The 17,290-nt window shown below is 63.0% G+C and carries 17 protein-coding genes; 13 read left to right on the top strand and 4 right to left on the bottom strand.

From position 1 onward, the window contains the following. The first annotated feature begins 361 nt into the window (after positions 1-361). Entirely contained in the window at positions 362-2,296 is a 1,935-nt protein-coding gene (locus ACIGHL_RS08725; RefSeq protein ID WP_128119746.1) for a metallophosphoesterase family protein, read from the top strand. Between the two features lie 6 nt (positions 2,297-2,302). Here ACIGHL_RS08725 and ACIGHL_RS08730 read toward each other — a convergent pair whose 3' ends face one another. From ACIGHL_RS08730 to ACIGHL_RS08740, 3 genes are all read right to left on the bottom strand, one after another. Beyond that, positions 2,303-2,947 (bottom strand): HAD family hydrolase, encoded by a 645-nt coding sequence (locus ACIGHL_RS08730; protein WP_128119745.1) that lies wholly within the window; start codon positions 2,945-2,947, stop codon positions 2,303-2,305. 350 nt (positions 2,948-3,297) lie between these two features. Beyond that, positions 3,298-3,840 (bottom strand): gamma carbonic anhydrase family protein, encoded by a 543-nt coding sequence (locus tag ACIGHL_RS08735; protein ID WP_128119744.1) that lies wholly within the window; start codon positions 3,838-3,840, stop codon positions 3,298-3,300. Positions 3,841-3,874: 34 nt separating this feature from the next. Further along, entirely contained in the window at positions 3,875-4,696 is an 822-nt protein-coding gene (locus tag ACIGHL_RS08740; RefSeq protein WP_128119743.1) for an AraC family transcriptional regulator, read from the bottom strand. 85 nt (positions 4,697-4,781) lie between these two features. On the opposite strand from ACIGHL_RS08740, the gene ACIGHL_RS08745 reads away from it, so the two are divergent. From ACIGHL_RS08745 to ACIGHL_RS08790, 10 genes are all read left to right on the top strand, one after another. Continuing rightward, positions 4,782-5,774, top strand: coding sequence for a bile acid:sodium symporter family protein (locus ACIGHL_RS08745; RefSeq protein ID WP_128119742.1), 993 nt, complete (start codon positions 4,782-4,784; stop codon positions 5,772-5,774). Between the two features lie 399 nt (positions 5,775-6,173). Beyond that, positions 6,174-8,222: an oligopeptidase A gene (prlC, locus tag ACIGHL_RS08750; protein WP_216707018.1), complete on the top strand. Its 2,049-nt coding sequence runs from the start codon at positions 6,174-6,176 to the stop codon at positions 8,220-8,222. Continuing rightward, complete coding sequence (locus ACIGHL_RS08755) at positions 8,219-8,497, top strand: YheV family putative zinc ribbon protein (protein WP_064481155.1); 279 nt, start codon at positions 8,219-8,221, stop codon at positions 8,495-8,497. The genes prlC and ACIGHL_RS08755 overlap by 4 nt, the downstream gene beginning before the upstream one ends. A gap of 17 nt (positions 8,498-8,514) precedes the next feature. Beyond that, the gene (locus ACIGHL_RS08760) at positions 8,515-9,285 is read left to right on the top strand and encodes a DUF1835 domain-containing protein (RefSeq protein ID WP_128119740.1); all 771 of its coding nucleotides are present in this window, start codon (positions 8,515-8,517) and stop codon (positions 9,283-9,285) included. 213 nt (positions 9,286-9,498) lie between these two features. Then, the gene (locus ACIGHL_RS08765) at positions 9,499-10,563 is read left to right on the top strand and encodes a PA0069 family radical SAM protein (RefSeq protein ID WP_064481157.1); all 1,065 of its coding nucleotides are present in this window, start codon (positions 9,499-9,501) and stop codon (positions 10,561-10,563) included. Positions 10,564-10,644: 81 nt separating this feature from the next. Further along, on the top strand, positions 10,645-10,941 hold the full coding sequence (locus tag ACIGHL_RS08770; protein WP_413818142.1) for a hypothetical protein: 297 nt from the start codon (positions 10,645-10,647) through the stop codon (positions 10,939-10,941). A gap of 207 nt (positions 10,942-11,148) precedes the next feature. Further along, positions 11,149-12,282: a cytochrome c oxidase subunit II gene (coxB, locus tag ACIGHL_RS08775; RefSeq protein ID WP_045422800.1), complete on the top strand. Its 1,134-nt coding sequence runs from the start codon at positions 11,149-11,151 to the stop codon at positions 12,280-12,282. Between the two features lie 12 nt (positions 12,283-12,294). Then, a complete protein-coding gene (gene ctaD / locus ACIGHL_RS08780) occupies positions 12,295-13,923 on the top strand; it encodes a cytochrome c oxidase subunit I (RefSeq protein WP_128119738.1) in 1,629 nt (542 codons plus the stop codon). A 279-nt stretch (positions 13,924-14,202) separates the two neighbouring features. Further along, complete coding sequence (locus ACIGHL_RS08785) at positions 14,203-14,784, top strand: cytochrome c oxidase assembly protein (protein WP_128119737.1); 582 nt, start codon at positions 14,203-14,205, stop codon at positions 14,782-14,784. After that, complete coding sequence (locus ACIGHL_RS08790) at positions 14,781-15,680, top strand: cytochrome c oxidase subunit 3 (RefSeq protein WP_128119736.1); 900 nt, start codon at positions 14,781-14,783, stop codon at positions 15,678-15,680. Before ACIGHL_RS08785 ends, ACIGHL_RS08790 begins: the two co-directional genes overlap by 4 nt. Positions 15,681-15,685: 5 nt before the next feature. On the opposite strand, the gene ACIGHL_RS08795 is transcribed toward ACIGHL_RS08790, so the two are convergent. Next, on the bottom strand, positions 15,686-15,889 hold the full coding sequence (locus tag ACIGHL_RS08795) for a twin transmembrane helix small protein (RefSeq protein ID WP_128119735.1): 204 nt from the start codon (positions 15,887-15,889) through the stop codon (positions 15,686-15,688). A gap of 82 nt (positions 15,890-15,971) precedes the next feature. Between ACIGHL_RS08795 and ACIGHL_RS08800 the strand changes: the two genes are divergently transcribed. Both ACIGHL_RS08800 and ACIGHL_RS08805 read left to right on the top strand, forming a co-directional pair. Next, positions 15,972-16,679: an SURF1 family protein gene (locus tag ACIGHL_RS08800; protein WP_045422790.1), complete on the top strand. Its 708-nt coding sequence runs from the start codon at positions 15,972-15,974 to the stop codon at positions 16,677-16,679. Between the two features lie 5 nt (positions 16,680-16,684). Beyond that, positions 16,685-17,266 carry a PA_0111/PP_0108 family redox-active disulfide protein gene (locus ACIGHL_RS08805; protein WP_128119734.1) on the top strand — a complete coding sequence of 194 codons (582 nt, stop codon included), beginning with the start codon at positions 16,685-16,687 and terminating at the stop codon, positions 17,264-17,266. Positions 17,267-17,290: the final 24 nt, after the last annotated feature.

The raw sequence follows: 17,290 nt of genomic DNA on the forward strand, positions 1-17,290 counted from the left end.
CCACTTGCACGGAAGCAAACCCAGGCGCTGGGCAAGCCCGAAGGGCAGATGATGCTCTTTCATCCACCGTTGGCCACTGCTCGGTGGATCGGTGAAGTGCGAACCACCCTACGACCCAAGCCTCAGCAAGTAGGGTGGGCTTTAGCCCACCACTTGCACGGAAGCAAACCCAGGCGCTGGGCAAGCCCGAAGGGCAGATGATGCTCTTTCATCCACCGTTGGCCACTGCTCGGTGGATCGGTGAAGCGCGATCCACCCTACCAAGGCTGAGGCTCACCACCGAGCAGCCCGACCTCAATCCAGGGCGAACCGGCGCTATTCGTTACACTCTGATGCTCCACCACCGCCATTGAGCAGTTGCATGCCCAGCTCCGCACCATCCGACACCGCTGAATTCCTTCCCCTTGTGCTTGCCGGACCCATGCTGCGCCGGCTCGACGCGGGGCGGCTGGTGCTCTGGCTGGTGGCCTGCGAGCCCCTGTCATTGCGCCTGATGTTGCAGCCCGAAGGTGACGCGTCGCGTTCGCTGGCGTTGGAAGGGGAGGCCTGCCGTCGTCTGCGCATCGGCACCTCGGCCTGGCTGCATCTGATTGATGTCCACCTCGAGACGCCGCTGCCGGTCGATCGACTGATTGAATACGACCTGCTGATCAGCGGACAGGGCGTCGAGCAGGGCATCGCTCAATGGGCGCCGCACCTGATCCACGAAGGCTGCGGCCGCCCGGCCTTCGTCGTCCGCTCGCGCTATGACGATCTGCTGCACGGTTCCTGTCGCAAGCCTCATCACCCATCGGCGGATGGGCTGGTAACCGTCGATTCGTTAATCAAGGATGTACGCCACGCGCCCGAGCGCTGGCCGGCCGCGCTGCTGATGACCGGTGATCAGGTGTACGCCGATGATGTGGCGGGCCCAATGCTGGTCGCCATCCATGCGCTGGTCCGCCAGCTCGGGCTCTACGGCGAATGCCTGGAGGGCGCGACCGTGGCCAACAGCGAAGAGCTGATGACGCACCCGGCCACTTACTATCAGCGCGAGCAGCTGTTGCCGGCGTTCCAGTCCAACGAGGCGCTGCGCGAGCGCTTCTTCGGTGGCGTAGAGAAACCGGTATTCACCACCTCCAGCGCGCACAACCATCTGGTGACGTTGGGCGAAGTCCTGGCCATGTACCTGCTGGTCTGGTCCCCGGTGCCCTGGACGCTGATCGAGCTACAGGCGCCGCTGCTGGACGAGGATATGGCCCAGCGCTACGCCCGCGAAGCCGAGTGCATCGACGCGTTCCGCCAGGGGTTGCCGCAGGTGGCGCGCGGGCTGGCACATCTGCCGTCGCTGATGATCTTCGACGACCACGACATCACCGATGATTGGAACCTCAGTGCGCGCTGGGAGGAGACCGCCTACGGCCATCCCTTCTCACGGCGCATCATCGGTAATGCGCTGCTGGGTTATTTGCTGTGCCAGGCCTGGGGCAATACGCCGGATGCCTGTGTCACGTCGTTGCAGACGGTCGCGGCATTGCTGGCAAGCGGCGAGGACGGCCAGCTCGACTGTGCGCTGCATGATCAAGTGGTGGACGAGGTGTTGCTGCGCGGTGATTGGGGCTATGTCATCGCCAGCGAACCGGCGCTGGTGGTGCTCGACACCCGCACCCGCCGCTGGCGAAACGAGCGCAACCTGAGTCGGCCTTCGGGCCTGATGGATTGGGAGGCGCTCACCGATCTGCAACAGCACATCCTCGACCATCGCTCGGTAGTCATCGTCTCGCCGGCGCCTATGTTCGGGGTGAAGTTGATCGAGACTGTCCAGCGCGTGTTCAGCTGGGCCGGGCTGTCCTTGTTGGTCGATGCGGAAAACTGGATGGCGCATCGCGGCGCCGCCCAAGTCATGCTCAACATCTTTCGTCACACCCGCACGCCGGGCAACTACGTTGTCCTCTCCGGTGACGTGCATTACTCCTTCGCCTACGAGGTACATGTGCGTGGCCGGGCGGAAGGCCCGAAGATCTGGCAGATCACCAGCAGCGGGGTGAAGAACGAATTTCCACGCCGTCTGCTGGACCTGTTCGATCGCCTCAATCGCTGGCTGTACTCACCGCGCTCGCCCCTGAACTGGTTCACCAAACGCCGCCGCGTGCGCGTCCAGCCGTGGCTGCCCAGCCGCAGCAAGTCCGGTGAACGTCTGTGGAACGGCTCGGGGATCGGGCGCGTCCGGCTCGACGGCGAAGGTCGCCCGGCACGGGTGGAGCAGATCAACGCCGACGGCTCGCCCCCGGTGACCTTTGCGCCTGAACGCGAGTAGCGTGTATCAGCTGAACGCAGCCCGCAGCGCTGGCAGGGTCGCGTAGTAGTAGGCCGGCGACTCGGCCATCAGCTCGGCGTGGCTGCCAAAGCCGTAGCCCACGCCGACCGCCTGCAAGCCGTTGCGGTGTGCGCCGATCAGATCGTGCTTGCGGTCGCCGATCATCAGCGTGTGCTCGGGATCGAGCCTTTCTTCGGCGATCAGGTGGGCAATCAGCTCGACCTTGTTTGTGCGGGTGCCGTCCAGCTCACTGCCGTAGATGACCTTGAAGTGGTGATCGAAGGCAAAATGCCGGGCGATCTCGCGCGCGAACACCGAGGGTTTCGAGGTCGCGACATAGAGCGTCCGCCCCTGACCGCGCAGGTGCTCGAGCATCTCAAGCACGCCATCGAACAGCAGGTTTTCGTACAGGCCGACCGTCTTGAAGCGCTCGCGGTAATGCCCCACCGCTTCCCAGGCGCGCGCTTCGTCGAAGCCATAGAACTCCATGAAGGCTTGCAGCAGCGGCGGCCCGATGAAGGGCTCGAGCTTGGTCAGATCCGGCTCGTCGATGCCGAGCTGCGCCAGCGCATGCTGAATCGAGCGGGTGATGCCTTCGCGCGGGTCGGTGAGGGTGCCGTCGAGGTCGAAGAGGATGGTCGAATGATGCATGAAGTCGAGCCGGCTGCTGGGGGGGCCGCCGATTGTCCCGCACTCGGCGCGCGGCCGGCAAACCCGAGCTCCGGCAACCTGGCCCTGGCAATCTTGGCCCCGGGCAAGCGTGGGCTCGGCGCAATGGATCAGCGGGCACCGCATCAAGGCGTCTGGCGGGATGTTTCCTTGCACCTCGCCATGATCGCCAGCAAGCTGGCTCCTACGGATCACCAATCCTCTGCGAAATCTGGGATTCGATCCCGGATTGGATCAGCAACCGCGCCAGAGTCGCAGGGCCTTGAACAGACGCGTGAGCATGGCACTGCTTTTCGTAGGAGCCAGCTTGCTGGCGATCCGCGGCGAACACGTCAGTCAGCGTAGGCCTGCTCCAGATGCTGATCCTTCAGCTTCACGTAATTACCCGCGGTATAGCTGAAGAAGCTGCGCTCCTTGTCCGTCAGCGGGCGGGCCTGCTTCACCGGGCTGCCGACGTAGAGGTAGCCGCTCTCGAGCGTCTTGCCCGGTGGCACCAGGCTGCCGGCACCGATGATGACTTCATCTTCTACCACCGCGCCATCCATCACGATGGACCCCATCCCCACCAGGATTCGGCTGCCCAGCGTGCAGCCATGCAGGGTGACCTTGTGTCCGACCGTCACCTCGTCACCGATGGTCAGCGGGAAACCGTCCGGGTTGTAGGGCCCGGCGTGGGTGATGTGCAGGACGCTGCCATCCTGGATGCTGCTACGTTGGCCGATGCGGATGCGGTGCATGTCGCCGCGGATCACGGTGAGTGGCCAGACCGAGCTGTCCGCGCCGATCTGGATATCGCCGATAAGCACCGCGCTGGGGTCGACGAAGACACGCTCGCCCAAGGTGGGCGTGTGGCCCTGGTAGGTTCGGATGCTCATGAATTGCTCCTCTAGCTCAAAGATTGGGCGGTTTCTAGTGGACAGGGCCAACGGCGGAACTGCTGCCGGGCCGGAAGAATTCGCCCGGCGTGGCGCCGAACTGTTCGCGAAAGGCCGCGATGAAGGCCGACAGGGATTCATAGCCGCAGCCCAGCGCGACGTCGGTGACTCGTTCGCCTCGCTCGAGTGCCGGCAGTGCGCTGAGCAGCCGCAAGCGCTGGCGCCAGGCGCGGAAGGTCAACCCGGTTTCGCGGAGGAACAAGCGGCTCAGGGTGCGTTCCGAGACCCCCAGGATTCGGCTCCAGTCAGCCAGCCCTTCCTGCGACTCCGGTTGCGCCTGCAGACTCTTGCACAGCCGATGCAGGCGCGGCTCGGTCGGCAGCGGCAGGACCAGCTCGACTTCTGGGGCTGATCCCAGCTGGTCCAGCAGCACCTGTACCAGACGACCTTCGGCGCCGTCCTCGGCATAGGCTTCGGGGAGCGAGCTGAAATGTCGGATCAGCTCGCGCAACAAGGGGCTCACCTGCAGCACCCGGCAATGCTCCGGTGCATGGCTGACCACACTGCGATCGATGTACAGGCTGCGAATGCAGGTGTCCGGCGCGCAGAACACCTGATGGCTGATGCCGGCGGGAATCCATACTGCGCGCAGCGGCGGCGCAATGAAGCGGCCGCTGTCAGTGCGCACCTCGAGCACGCCCTCGACCGCATGGGACAGCTGCACCCAGGGATGGCTGTGCCGGTAGCCGAGCTTGAGGTTGGGCGGGGAATCCAGCTGGCCATAGACGGGTCGCGGCAGTGCTTTGAGTTCGCCCAGGCGGGTAATCAATGCGGCTTCTTGTCCGATTGGCGACATTTCGTGCCTGCTTGGCGTTAGTCGGAAGGTTGCGCCCACGTTAAGGTCGATTCCAGTCACCCGCAAGCCCTAAGGAATAGTGTTCATGGCCAAGCTGCGCATCCTCTTCGATAACTTCACGCTCGCCTTGCTGGCGGTGGTCGCCATCGCCACAGTGTTTCCCTGCGAAGGCCAAGGAGCGGTGTTCTTTGAGTGGCTGACGGCGGCCGCCATCGCGCTGTTGTTCTTCATGCACGGTGCCAAATTGTCCCGTGAGGCGATCCTCGCTGGCGCCGGCCACTGGCGCCTGCACCTGCTGGTCTTCGCCTGCACCTTCGTCATGTTTCCCCTGCTGGGGCTGGCGCTCAAGCCGGTGTTGACGCCGATGGTGGGCGACGAGTTGTACCTGGGGATGCTCTACCTCTGTGCGCTGCCGGCTACGGTGCAGTCGGCCATCGCCTTCACTTCACTGGCGCGCGGCAACGTCCCGGCGGCGATCTGCAGCGCTGCCGCATCCAGCCTGATCGGCATCTTTCTCACGCCGCTACTGGTGCTGTTACTCATGGGCGTCGAAGGTGAGAGCGGCTCGACGCTGGACTCCATCGGCAAGATCGTCCTGCAGCTGCTGGTGCCCTTCATCGCGGGGCAGATCGCCCGGCGCTGGATCGGCGCCTGGGTGACGCGCAACAAGACTTGGCTGAAGACGGTCGATCAAAGCTCCATCCTGCTGGTGGTCTACACCGCGTTCAGTGGCGCGGTGGTCGATGGCTTGTGGCAGATCGTACCGCTGGGCCATTTGATGGGCCTGGTGGTCGCCTGCTGCCTGTTGCTGGCTATCGTGTTGTGGCTGACCAGTGTGCTGGCCAAGGTGTTCGGCTTCAATCTTGAAGACCGCATCACCATCCTCTTTGCCGGCTCGAAGAAGAGCCTGGCCACTGGCGTGCCGATGGCCCAGGTGCTGTTCGCCACCAGCGCGGTGGGCATGATCATCCTGCCGCTGATGATCTTTCATCAGATCCAGCTGATGGTCTGCACCGTGCTCGCCCAGCGCTATGCCCGCCGTCCCGAGCTGCCGGTGGAATCGCACGCGGCGTCGTAGGTGCCGCGTGCCTTGATCGCGAGCAAACTCGCTCCGACATGAGCCCTGTTGGGGGACCCCGCGTCGAGGAACCGTCGCAGTGATGCCCGTAGGAGCCAGCTTGCTGGCGATCCATGCCATCGGCATACCACGTGGCCGCAGCGGCGCGCCTTGTGCCCCACCAAGCCCTTTCCTTTCGCGGGAACCCGCGCTGCAGTAAACCGTCGCAGTTACTGCATACAACCACACGGCCGGTAGAGGCGGGTTCGATAATGCCTTTTACGGTACCAACTCTATGGCTTGAGTCCTGCTGTGTGGTTATCCATAGCGCCACGCTATCGATCCGTTTGCTGGCTGCGCTGTCGGGCAATTGTCTTTAACATGCTCAGCTGATCACTTATTCAAAAAGGGGCAAATGCCGTGACCGATACCAACCCGCTGCTTCGGGAATTCGACCTGCCGCCTTATTCCGAAATCCGCCCCGAGCACGTCGAGCCGGCGGTGGACGCCGTCCTCGGTGACAACCGTGTCGCCTTGCAGGAACTGCTCAGCCGCCCGGCCGAGAGCCTCGACTGGAGCACTCTAGTCGTCGGCCTGGACGAGATGAACGAGCGCCTCAGTCGTGCCTGGGGCCCGGTCAGCCACCTGAACGCGGTGCGCAACAATGCCGAACTACGCAGCGCCTATGAGGCCTGCCTGCCGAAGCTTTCCGCCTACGCCACCGAGCTGGGCCAGAACGCTGACCTCTTCGCGGCCTACCAGGCGCTGTCGCTGAGCCCTGAAGCAGACGGTTTCGATGTCGCGCAGAAGACCATTCTCGAACATGCGCTGCGCGATTTCCGTCTGTCCGGCATTGACCTGCCGCCCGCCGAACAGCAGCGCTTCGGTGCGATCCGCATGAAGCTCGCCGAGCTGGGCAGCACCTTTTCCAACCAGCTGCTCGACGCCACCCAGGCCTGGACCAAGCACGTCACCGATGAAAGCCTGCTGTCCGGCATCACCGATTCGTCCAAGACGCAGATGGCTGAGGCCGCCAAAGCCAAGGAGCTGGATGGCTGGTTGATCAGCCTGGAATTCCCCAGCTACTTCGCCGTGATGACCTACGCCGACAACCGCGCGCTGCGCGAAGAGGTCTACGTCGCCTATTCCACCCGCGCCTCCGATCAGGGACCGAACGCCGGTCAGTTCGACAACGGCCCGGTAATGGAGCAGATCCTCGACCTGCGACAGGAGCTGGCCAAGCTGCTGGGCTTCGGCAACTACGCGGAGCTGTCGCTGGCCACTAAGATGGCGGAGAGCACCGATCAAGTCCTCGGCTTCCTGCGAGATCTGGCCAAGCGCAGCAAACCCTTCGCCGAGCGTGACCTCAAGGAGCTGCGCGCCTTTGCAGCCGAGCAGGGCGTTACCGACCTACAGAGCTGGGACGTCAATTACTTCGGCGAAAAGCTGCGTCAGGCGCGCTACAGCCTGAGCCAAGAAGAGCTGCGTGCCTACTTCCCGGTGGACAAGGTGCTGTCCGGCCTGTTCGCCATCGTCAAGCGCCTGTACGGCATTGAAATCCACGAGCTGGAAGACTTTGACAGCTGGCATCCGGACGTTCGCCTGTTCGAAATCCGCGAGAAGGGCGAGCACGTCGGGCGCTTCTTCTTCGATCTCTATGCGCGGCCGAACAAGCGCGGCGGTGCCTGGATGGATGGCGCCCGCGACAAGCGCCGCACCTGCCTCGGCACCTTGCAGACTCCAGTGGCCAATCTGGTCTGCAACTTCACCCCGCCTGTAGGCGAGCGCCCGGCGCTGCTGACTCACGATGAAGTCACCACGCTGTTCCACGAGTTCGGCCACGGGCTGCATCACCTGCTGACCCAGGTCGAGCACGCGGGCGCCTCGGGTATCAATGGTGTCGCCTGGGACGCGGTTGAGTTGCCAAGCCAATTCATGGAGAACTGGTGCTGGGAGCCGGAAGGCCTGGCATTGATCTCCGGGCACTACCAGACCGGCGAGCGCCTGCCGCAGGACAAGCTGGACCAGATGCTGGCGGCAAAGAACTTCCAGTCTGGCCTGGTGATGGTACGCCAGCTGGAATTCTCGCTGTTCGACTTCGAATTGCACGCCACCCACGGCGACGGCCGTAGCGTGCTCGAGGTGCTGGAAAGCATCCGCAACGAGGTTTCGGTGATGCGTCCGCCGGCCAGCAATCGCTTCCCCAACAGCTTCGCGCACATCTTTTCCGGTGGTTATGCGGCCGGTTACTACAGCTACAAATGGGCCGAGGTGCTGTCCTCCGACGCCTTTTCGCGTTTCGAGGAAGAGGGCGTGTTCAACGCCGATACCGGTCGTGCCTTCCGCGATGCCATTCTGGCGCGCGGTGGTTCGCAGGAGCCCATGGTGCTGTTCGTTGACTTCCGCGGCCGCGAGCCGTCCACCGACGCGCTGCTGCGTCATCTAGGCCTGACCGAGGAAGTGGCATGAGCGACGAGCCGAAGGTAACCACCAAGCGCTTCATCGCCGGTGCCGTGTGCCCGGCGTGCAGTGCCAGCGACAGCATCAAGATGTGGGACGTCGACGGCGTTCCCCACCGCGAGTGCGTGGAGTGCGGCTACGCCGACACCCTCAACGCCCAGGGCCAGTCGGTGCCCTCGGAACTGGGGACGCGGGTTAACAAGGCCAAGCCGAAGGCGGCCGATCCGCAGGTGCAGGCGGTACAGTTCTTCCCCAACCCGAAGCTGAAGAAAAAACCCGACTGATAGATTGGAGAATCGCCATGTGGCATATCACCTGTGGCGATCTCGCCGCCGACAGCGTCCGGCAACTGCTGGCCGAGGGCAATGAGGTCCGCATTCTGCGCGACGACTTGGCGGTTGGGCCGCTCGCGGATATCGAATCCCCGCCATGCGAGACGCGAATGGCGTTCTGGGAAGGAGTCTGGCCTATCGGGCTGGAGCCTCGTCCGGATTTCTCCGGCATTGCCAACGATGCGGAGTGGCTGGCGCGACTGCCCGATCAGCCGCGGCAGATTACGGTCTGGCATGGCGACAGCGCCTCCGAACAGCTGATGTTTGCGCGGGTGGCGGCGGCTCTGGAAGGCTCGGCGATACCGCTGCATGAGGTTGCTTGCGGCACCGGTGACAGCCGAGTCGGTACACGCATGGCGGTGTCGATGCGTGCGCCGGATGCCCTGGCAGCGCTTTATCAGCCGCGCCTCGTTGCGCCTGCGCGCATCGCCGAACTCGCCTATCAATGGCGGGCCGCCGTCGAAGAGAGCGCAGCGATACGTCGCTGGGTCGACGGGCGTTTCGTCGGTGAAGACCACTCGCGGATCGACAGCGAGCTGCTGTCGGCCTGCGGCAATGACTGGATGCCGCTCGCCCGCGCCATGGCCGAGGTAATGGGCCATTGCGACGGCTTCTTCGCGACTGACCTGTTCCTCTATTGGCGCGCCCGTGAGCTGGCGAGACATGGTGTCATTGAGCTCAGCGACGCAGCTGAAGCCGAGTACAGCCAGGTGCAGGTGCGCCGCGCTTCAGGCATGTGATGTCCGCCGATGGGCTTGGGGTTCGTCGCCTGACATAGGGTAGATGCCGCTTTTTACATCCACGATCGCTCTTGCATGAGACATCACCGGTCGCTCGCGGGGCGGTGGAGCGACAAGGCGCGATCCACCCTGCGCGACGGGCGGTGCGGCGACATTGGAGAGGCTTTGCCGTATTCTGATACTGTATTCATATACAGTATTTTGGAGCCCTTCATGTTCCCGCCGAAAAGCACGCCGCGCGGCCGCGGCACCGCGATCAACCCGGACAACCGTTTCGCCCCGACCACTAGCGAGGCCTACGACGACGGCTGGGAACAGGACGTGCCGCTGACCCGCGCCACCGAGGTACGGTTCGAGACGGCCAAGAGCGTGCTGACCCGCAACCAGTCGCCGGACGTCGGCTTCGACCGCTCGGTCAATCCCTATCGGGGCTGTGAGCACGGCTGCATCTACTGTTTTGCGCGGCCCAGCCATGCCTATTGGGACATGTCGCCGGGGATCGATTTCGAGACGCGGCTGATCGCCAAGACCAACCTCGCCGAACGCCTCGAGCAGGAGCTGAGCAAGCCGGGCTACGTGCCTCAGCCCATTGCGCTGGGCGTCAACACCGATGCGTATCAACCCATCGAACGCGAACAGCAGCTGACCCGCCGTGCGCTGGAAATCCTGCTGCGCTTCAAGCATCCGGTGCACATCATCACCAAGGGCTCGCTGGTGCTGCGCGATCTGGATCTGCTGGTGCCGCTGGCCGAGCAGCGGCTGGTCAGCGTCTCGGTCAGCCTGACCACGCTGGACGATGAGCTCAAGCGCATCATGGAGCCGCGCGCGGCGTCGCCTTCGGCGCGGCTGCGGGTGTTGCGCACCCTGCATGAGGCGGGTGTGCCGGTCAGCGTGATGTGCGCGCCGATGATTCCGATGATCAACGACATGGAGCTGGAGCGCATGCTCGAAGCCGCGCGGGAGGCCGGAGCGCGCTCGGCTGGCTACGTGCTGCTGCGGTTGCCTCACGAAGTCGCCACGCTCTTCGACGAATGGCTGCAGGAGCATTTCCCGCAACGTGCCGCTCACGTCATGAGCCTGGTACGGCAGTCGCGCGGCGGAAAGGATTACGACAGCCGTTTCGGCAGCCGCATGCGTGGAGAAGGACAGTTCGCGCAATTGCTGGCGCAGCGCTTTCAGCTGGCCTGTAAGCGGCTGGGCTACAACCGTCGTGACCAGAACTACGGGCTCGATTGCAGTCGCTTCGCTCCGCCCGGGCAGCAGATGAATCTGCTCTAGTCAGGACCGGGCCGTAGGGCAGTTCACCGGAACTATACGAAGCGCTCAGCGCACCAATCCAGATATCGCTGCGGCGCCGGTATGGTCCGGCGCGCATTCGCGTCTGGAGGCAAGGTGGACTGGATCGATCTTCTGCAATGGCCGGCAATGGTGGTCACGGTGTTGGCAGCGTGGCTGATCGGCTCGCTCAAACCGCAACGGCGAACGGTGGGGTTCTGGTGCTTCCTGCTCAGCAACCTGCTCTGGGTCATCTGGGGCTGGTATGCCGAGGCCTGGGCGTTGATCACGCTGCAGGTGTGTCTGGCGCTGATGAACATTCGAGGCGTGAAGAAGAACGACCACGACGCCGCACAGGCCGAGGCAAGCCCAGGCACCTGATTAATTGCCAGTCCGGGTTCGCTGTCTATACTCCGATCGTAAGCGTACCGATTGAATCCGACTGCGCGTGCAAAGCGAGGACTGGCAACCAGGAATTGGGGGGAGCCAGATCGGAGCGTGGTCAGGCTGTCGTAGCGAGCGTTTTGCGCTGCTCTGCAGCCGGACAGGCGGTCGGCGGGATAACAAGAACCATAAGGGGAACCCGCAATGTCGCGACATCCACGAGCCTGGATGGGGATTGGATTGTGTTCGCTATTCGGTCAGGCCCACGGGGCCTGGGACTTGAATATGCGTTCCGGTGCCACAGACGTCAGTCGTTCCGTTTTCGATCTGCACATGACCATCTTCTGGATCTGCGTGATCATCGGCGTGCTGGTGTTCGCGGTGATGTTCTGGTCGATGTTCGCCCACCGCCGCTCCAAGCGGCTGCAATCGGCGCACTTCCACGAAAACACCAAGGTCGAGGTGCTCTGGACCATCATTCCGTTGCTGATCCTCGTCGCCATGGCGGTACCGGCGACCCGCACGCTGATCCACATCTACGACTCCAGCGAATCGGACGTGGATATCCAGATCACCGGCTATCAGTGGAAGTGGCACTACAAGTACCTGGGGGAAGACGTCGAGTTCTTCAGCAACCTCACCACCCCGCGTGAACAGATCAACAACCTGGCGCCCAAGGGCGAGCACTACCTGCTGGAAGTGGACGAGCCGCTGGTGATTCCAGTCGGCGCCAAGGTGCGCTTTCTGATTACTGCGGCAGACGTCATCCATTCCTGGTGGGTGCCAGATCTGGCGGTGAAGAAGGATGCCATTCCGGGTTTCATCAACGAGTCCTGGACCCGGGTCGACCAGCCTGGCATCTACCGGGGCCAGTGCACCGAGCTGTGCGGCAAGGACCACGGCTTTATGCCGGTGGTGGTGGAGGTCAAGTCCCAGGAGGACTACGCCACCTGGCTCGGCGAGAAGAAGGCCGAAGCTGCCAAGCTCGCCGAACTCACCAGCAAGGAGTGGACGCTCGAAGAGCTGACCGCACGTGGCGAGAAGGTCTACCAGACCAACTGTGCCGCCTGTCACCAAGCTTCAGGCGAAGGGCTGCCGCCGATGTTCCCGGCACTCAAGGGCTCGCCCATCGCCACGGGTGATGCGGAAAACCACATCAGCATCGTTGTGAAAGGCTCACCGGGCACTTCGATGCCGGCCTTCGGCCCGCAGCTGTCGGAAGTCGACATCGCCGCAGTGGTGACCTACGAGCGTCACGCGTGGGGCAACGATACGGGTGACATGGTCACGCCGAAAGACGTGCTCGTCTTCAAACAGGCCGAAGAAGCCACCCAGTAAGAGGATCAGGCGATGAGTGCAGTGATCGACGATCATGGTCATGCCGGGCATGACCATCACCACGGCCCGGCCAAGGGGCTCTCACGCTGGCTGCTGACCACCAATCACAAGGACATCGGCTCGATGTACCTGTGGTTCAGCTTCTGCGCCTTCTTGCTGGGCGGTTCGATGGCGATGGTCATCCGCGCCGAGCTGTTCCAGCCGGGGCTGCAGATCGTGCAGCCCGAGTTCTTCAACCAGATGACCACCATGCACGGGCTGATCATGGTGTTCGGTGCGGTGATGCCGGCGTTCGTCGGCCTCGCCAACTGGATGATCCCGCTGATGATCGGCGCGCCGGACATGGCCCTGCCACGGATGAACAACTTCAGCTTCTGGCTCTTGCCTGCCGCGTTCGGCCTGCTGGTCAGCACCTTGTTCATGGAGGGTGGCGGGCCCAACTTCGGCTGGACCTTCTACGCGCCGCTGTCGACGACTTACGCGCCCGAATCGGTGACCTTCTTTATCTTCGCCATTCACCTGATGGGCATCAGTTCGATCATGGGGGCGATCAACGTGGTCGCCACCATCCTCAACCTGCGCGCACCGGGCATGACGCTGATGAAGATGCCGCTGTTCGTCTGGACGTGGCTGATCACAGCTTTTCTGCTGATTGCAGTAATGCCGGTGCTGGCGGGCGTGGTAACGATGATGCTGATGGACATCCACTTCGGCACCAGCTTCTTCAGCGCGGCCGGCGGTGGTGACCCGGTGCTGTTCCAGCACGTGTTCTGGTTCTTCGGCCATCCCGAGGTGTACATCATGATCTTGCCGGCATTCGGTGCGGTCAGCTCGATCATCCCGGCGTTTTCGCGCAAGCCGTTGTTCGGCTACACCTCGATGGTCTATGCCACAGCGGCGATCGCCTTCCTCTCGTTCATCGTCTGGTCGCACCACATGTTCACCGTTGGCATCCCGCTGACCGGCGAGCTGTTCTTCATGTACGCCACCATGCTGATCGCGGTGCCCACTGGCGTGAAGGTGTTTAACTGGGTGGCGACCATGTGGCGAGGCTCACTGACCTTCGAGGCGCCGATGCTGTTTGCGGTGGCCTTCGTCATCCTGTTCACCATTGGCGGCTTCTCCGGGCTGATGCTGGCCATCGCTCCGGCGGACTTCCAGTACCACGACACCTACTTCGTGGTGGCGCACTTCCACTACGTGCTGGTGCCCGGTGCGATCTTCGGGATCTTCGCTTCGGCCTACTACTGGCTGCCCAAATGGACCGGGCACATGTACGACGAGACCCTGGCCAAGCTGCATTTCTGGATGAGCTTCATCGGCATGAACCTGGCGTTCTTCCCGATGCACTTCGTTGGGCTAGCCGGCATGCCGCGGCGGATCCCGGACTACAACATGATGTTCGCCAACTTCAATATGGTTTCGAGCATCGGCGCGTTCATGTTCGGCGCAACCCAACTGCTGTTCCTGTTCATCGTCATCAAGTGCATCCGCGGCGGCCCGGCTGCCGCAGCCAAGCCCTGGGACGGTGCAGAGGGTCTGGAGTGGAGCGTGCCGTCACCGGCGCCGTACCACACCTTCAGCGTGCCGCCTTCGGTAGAAGAGCTGCACGAGCATCGGACGGGCCCCAAGCATGATTAGGGCACAAGCCGCTAAAGGCTGGAGGCCGGAGGCTGGGCTTCGGGTGGCCTCGACGGGCTGCGCCGTGGCTATCGGACGCGTGGTAGGTAGTGCCGTTGGTGGGCTGAAGCCCACCCTACGTGGCGCCTGGCATTACCAGGAACCCGGAGGGGCTGGTCAGCGCTCCGCTTCAGCACGCCATAACGACCCGGTAGGGTGGGCTTCAGCCCACCGGAGTGGTTGCAATCAAAGTGAGCTACACCCGGCGCGTGTCGAAAAACACTGTGCGATGAGCGTGCGATGAGCGATTCCTTGCCCATACCCCGTCTGGTACGCCGACTGCTGCTGGTGGTCGTGGCGATGTTCGCCTTCGGCTTCGCGCTGGTGCCGATCTACGACGTCATGTGCAAGGCGTTCGGCATCAACGGCAAGACGGCAGGGGCCTACCAAGGGGTGCAGACAGTGGATGAAGATCGCGAGGTGCGGGTTCAATTCCTTGCCACCAATGCGTCAGGGATGGTCTGGGAATTCAAGCCGGTGGCTGACCAGCTGAGCGTTCATCCCGGCTCCAGCCGTGAAATGCGCTTCATCGCCTACAACCCGACGGACAAACCGATGACCGCCCAGGCGGTGCCCAGCGTGTCGCCGTCCAAGGCGGCAGCTTTTTTTCACAAGACCGAATGCTTCTGCTTTACCCAGCAAGTGCTGCAACCCGGTGAGCGCATCGAAATGCCGGTGCGTTTCATCGTCGACCGTGATCTGCCTGCGGATGTGCGTCACCTGACGCTCGCTTACACCCTGTTCGACATCACGTCTCGCCAACCTCCCGTCGCCGTCCTTTCCCAGGCGTCTTTGGTGGTGGCCAAGGAGAGTCTGCAATGAGCCAACAGACCACCACGCACGAGAATTATTACGTCCCCGCCCAGAGCAAATGGCCAATCGTCGGGACCGTCGCGCTGCTGACCACGGTGTTCGGCCTGGGCAGCTGGTTCAATGACCTCAAGGCCGGTCGCGACGAGATCAGCGGGCCGGTGATCTTTTTCGTCGGCGCGCTGTTGATCGCTTACATGATGTTCGGCTGGTTCGGCGCGGTAGTGCGAGAAGGCCGCGCCGGCCTGTACAGCCCGCAGATGGATCGCTCGTTCCGCTGGGGAATGAGCTGGTTCATCTTTTCCGAGGTGATGTTCTTTCTCGCCTTCTTTGGCGTGCTGTTCTACATCCGCTACTGGGTCGGCCCCTGGCTCGACGGTGATGGTGACAAGGGCGTCAGCGCCATGCTCTGGCCGAACTTCGAGTACAGCTGGCCGCTGCTGAACAACCCGGACCCGAGGTTCTACCCCGCGCCGTCCGGCACCATCAGCCCCTGGGGGCTGCCGCTGATCAACACCATCTTGCTGGTGACGTCCAGCTTCACCCTGACCTGGGCTCATCACGCCCTGCGCAAGGGCAACCGCAAGCAGCTCAAGCTTGGGCTTGGCCTGACCGTGCTGCTGGGTGCGGCCTTCCTGGTTCTGCAGATCGAGGAGTACATCCACGCCTATACCGAGCTTGGGTTGACGCTGGGCTCGGGCATTTACGGCGCCACTTTCTTCATGCTCACGGGCTTCCATGGCGCCCACGTGACCATGGGCGCGATCATTCTGACAGTCATGCTGGTGCGCAGCTTTCGCGGCCATTTCACACCTGAGCAGCATTTCGGTTTCGAGGCTGCAGCCTGGTACTGGCATTTCGTGGATGTGGTGTGGATTGGCCTGTTCGTCTTCGTTTACGTGATCTAGCGCGATCAGGCGCCAAAACCGGGCTGCAACTGCCCGCTATAAAAGCCCCATGCGATCAGGGCGACAGTCATTGCGGTGAGGGAGACGCGAACGAAGAGGGCCGTGAGCACGCGTGATGTATGGCCCTCATCCTTGACGAGAAAAAACAGACCACTGAACAGACTGACCAGTGTGGCTACTAATAACAGAACAATCGCCGCCTTGAGCATGAGCGGGTCCGCCGTGACAGGTGACTGGGGGTAAGTGGGGGTGCAGTATAGCCAGCCGGATCAATACGCTGCGGGGCCGGGTATGAGCGGCTTCAAGCCGGGCGTCATACCTACACTTGTGGTGCTGTGCCTGTTGCCATTTCTGGTCTGGCTGGGTTTCTGGCAGCTGGAACGCGCCGACCAGAAGCGCGACATGCTGGCGCGTCAGGAGGCGCGCGAAGCCGCAGCGCCATTGGGGCCGGAGCAGATCGAAACTCTCCAGGACCCCGCCTACGCGCGCATCAACTTGCAGGGCAGCTTCGACGCTGAGCACAGCTTCCTGCTCGATAGCCGCACCCGCGACGGCCGGGTCGGCGTCGAACTGTTGCAGCCGTTTCAGGATCAACCCAGCGGCCGTTGGGTGTTGGTCAACCGCGGCTGGCTGCCCTGGCCGGACCGGCGCATCCCGCCGAAATTCGACACCCCGGATCGTCCGCTGAAGCTGTCCGCGTGGGTGTACGCGCCGTCAGGCGAGCCGTTCATTCTCAACCGACGCATGGCCGAAGGCTGGCCGCGGCTGATCAACCACGTCGAGGTCGAGGACATCTGGCAGTTGCTCGACCGTGACGGCATCAAATACCAGCTGCGGCTGGAACCGGGCCCGGCAGCGTATCGTGCCGACTGGCCGGTCACCTTCATGCAGCCGCAGCAGCACGTCGGCTATGCAGTGCAATGGTTTGCGCTGGCAGCGGCATTGCTGGCGTTGTTCATCTACTTCGGCGTGCATCAGGCACGGGGGAGCAAGCAGTGACCGCGATGAATCCGACCTATAAGCCTGCACCGGCGCAACGGCGCCGGGGGCGTTTGCAACTGCTGCTGATCTTCGCCGTTGTGATTGGCCCCATGCTGCTGGCAAGCGCGATGTACCGTTTCGGTTTCTGGGTGCCTGAAACCCGCACCTATGACGGCGCCCTGGTCGCTACTGGGCAAGGCCGCGACGCCCTGGGTATCAACGCACCGGTCGGCGCCGAGCCGCGCTGGGAACTGCTGGTTACGGCGCCGGATGGCTGCGCCGAAGACTGCCAGCAGCTGGTCTATCTGGCGCGGCAAATCAACATCGGCCTGGCCCGCGAAGCCGGTCGGGCCAGCCACGCCATTGCCAGTGCTCAGCCTTTAGCGGCCGATTACGCCCAGCGTTTGCAGCGCGAGTATCCACAGCTGCAACGCTACTCCCTGGATCCCAACGTATACGGCGCAAATCCTGATCTACCGGATGGCGCACAGCTGTGGATTGTCGACCCGCACGGCAATCTGGTGCTGCGCTATGACAGCAAAGCCAATGGCAAGGCGATCCTCGACGACCTCAAGTACCTGCTGAAAATTTCCCAGATCGGTTGATCCAAGGCACTCGGCCGCCTCGCT

The sequence above is a fragment of the Pseudomonas sp. NPDC077451 genome, from assembly GCF_044543345.1.
In the GTDB taxonomy this organism is placed as follows: Bacteria; Pseudomonadota; Gammaproteobacteria; order Pseudomonadales; family Pseudomonadaceae; genus Stutzerimonas.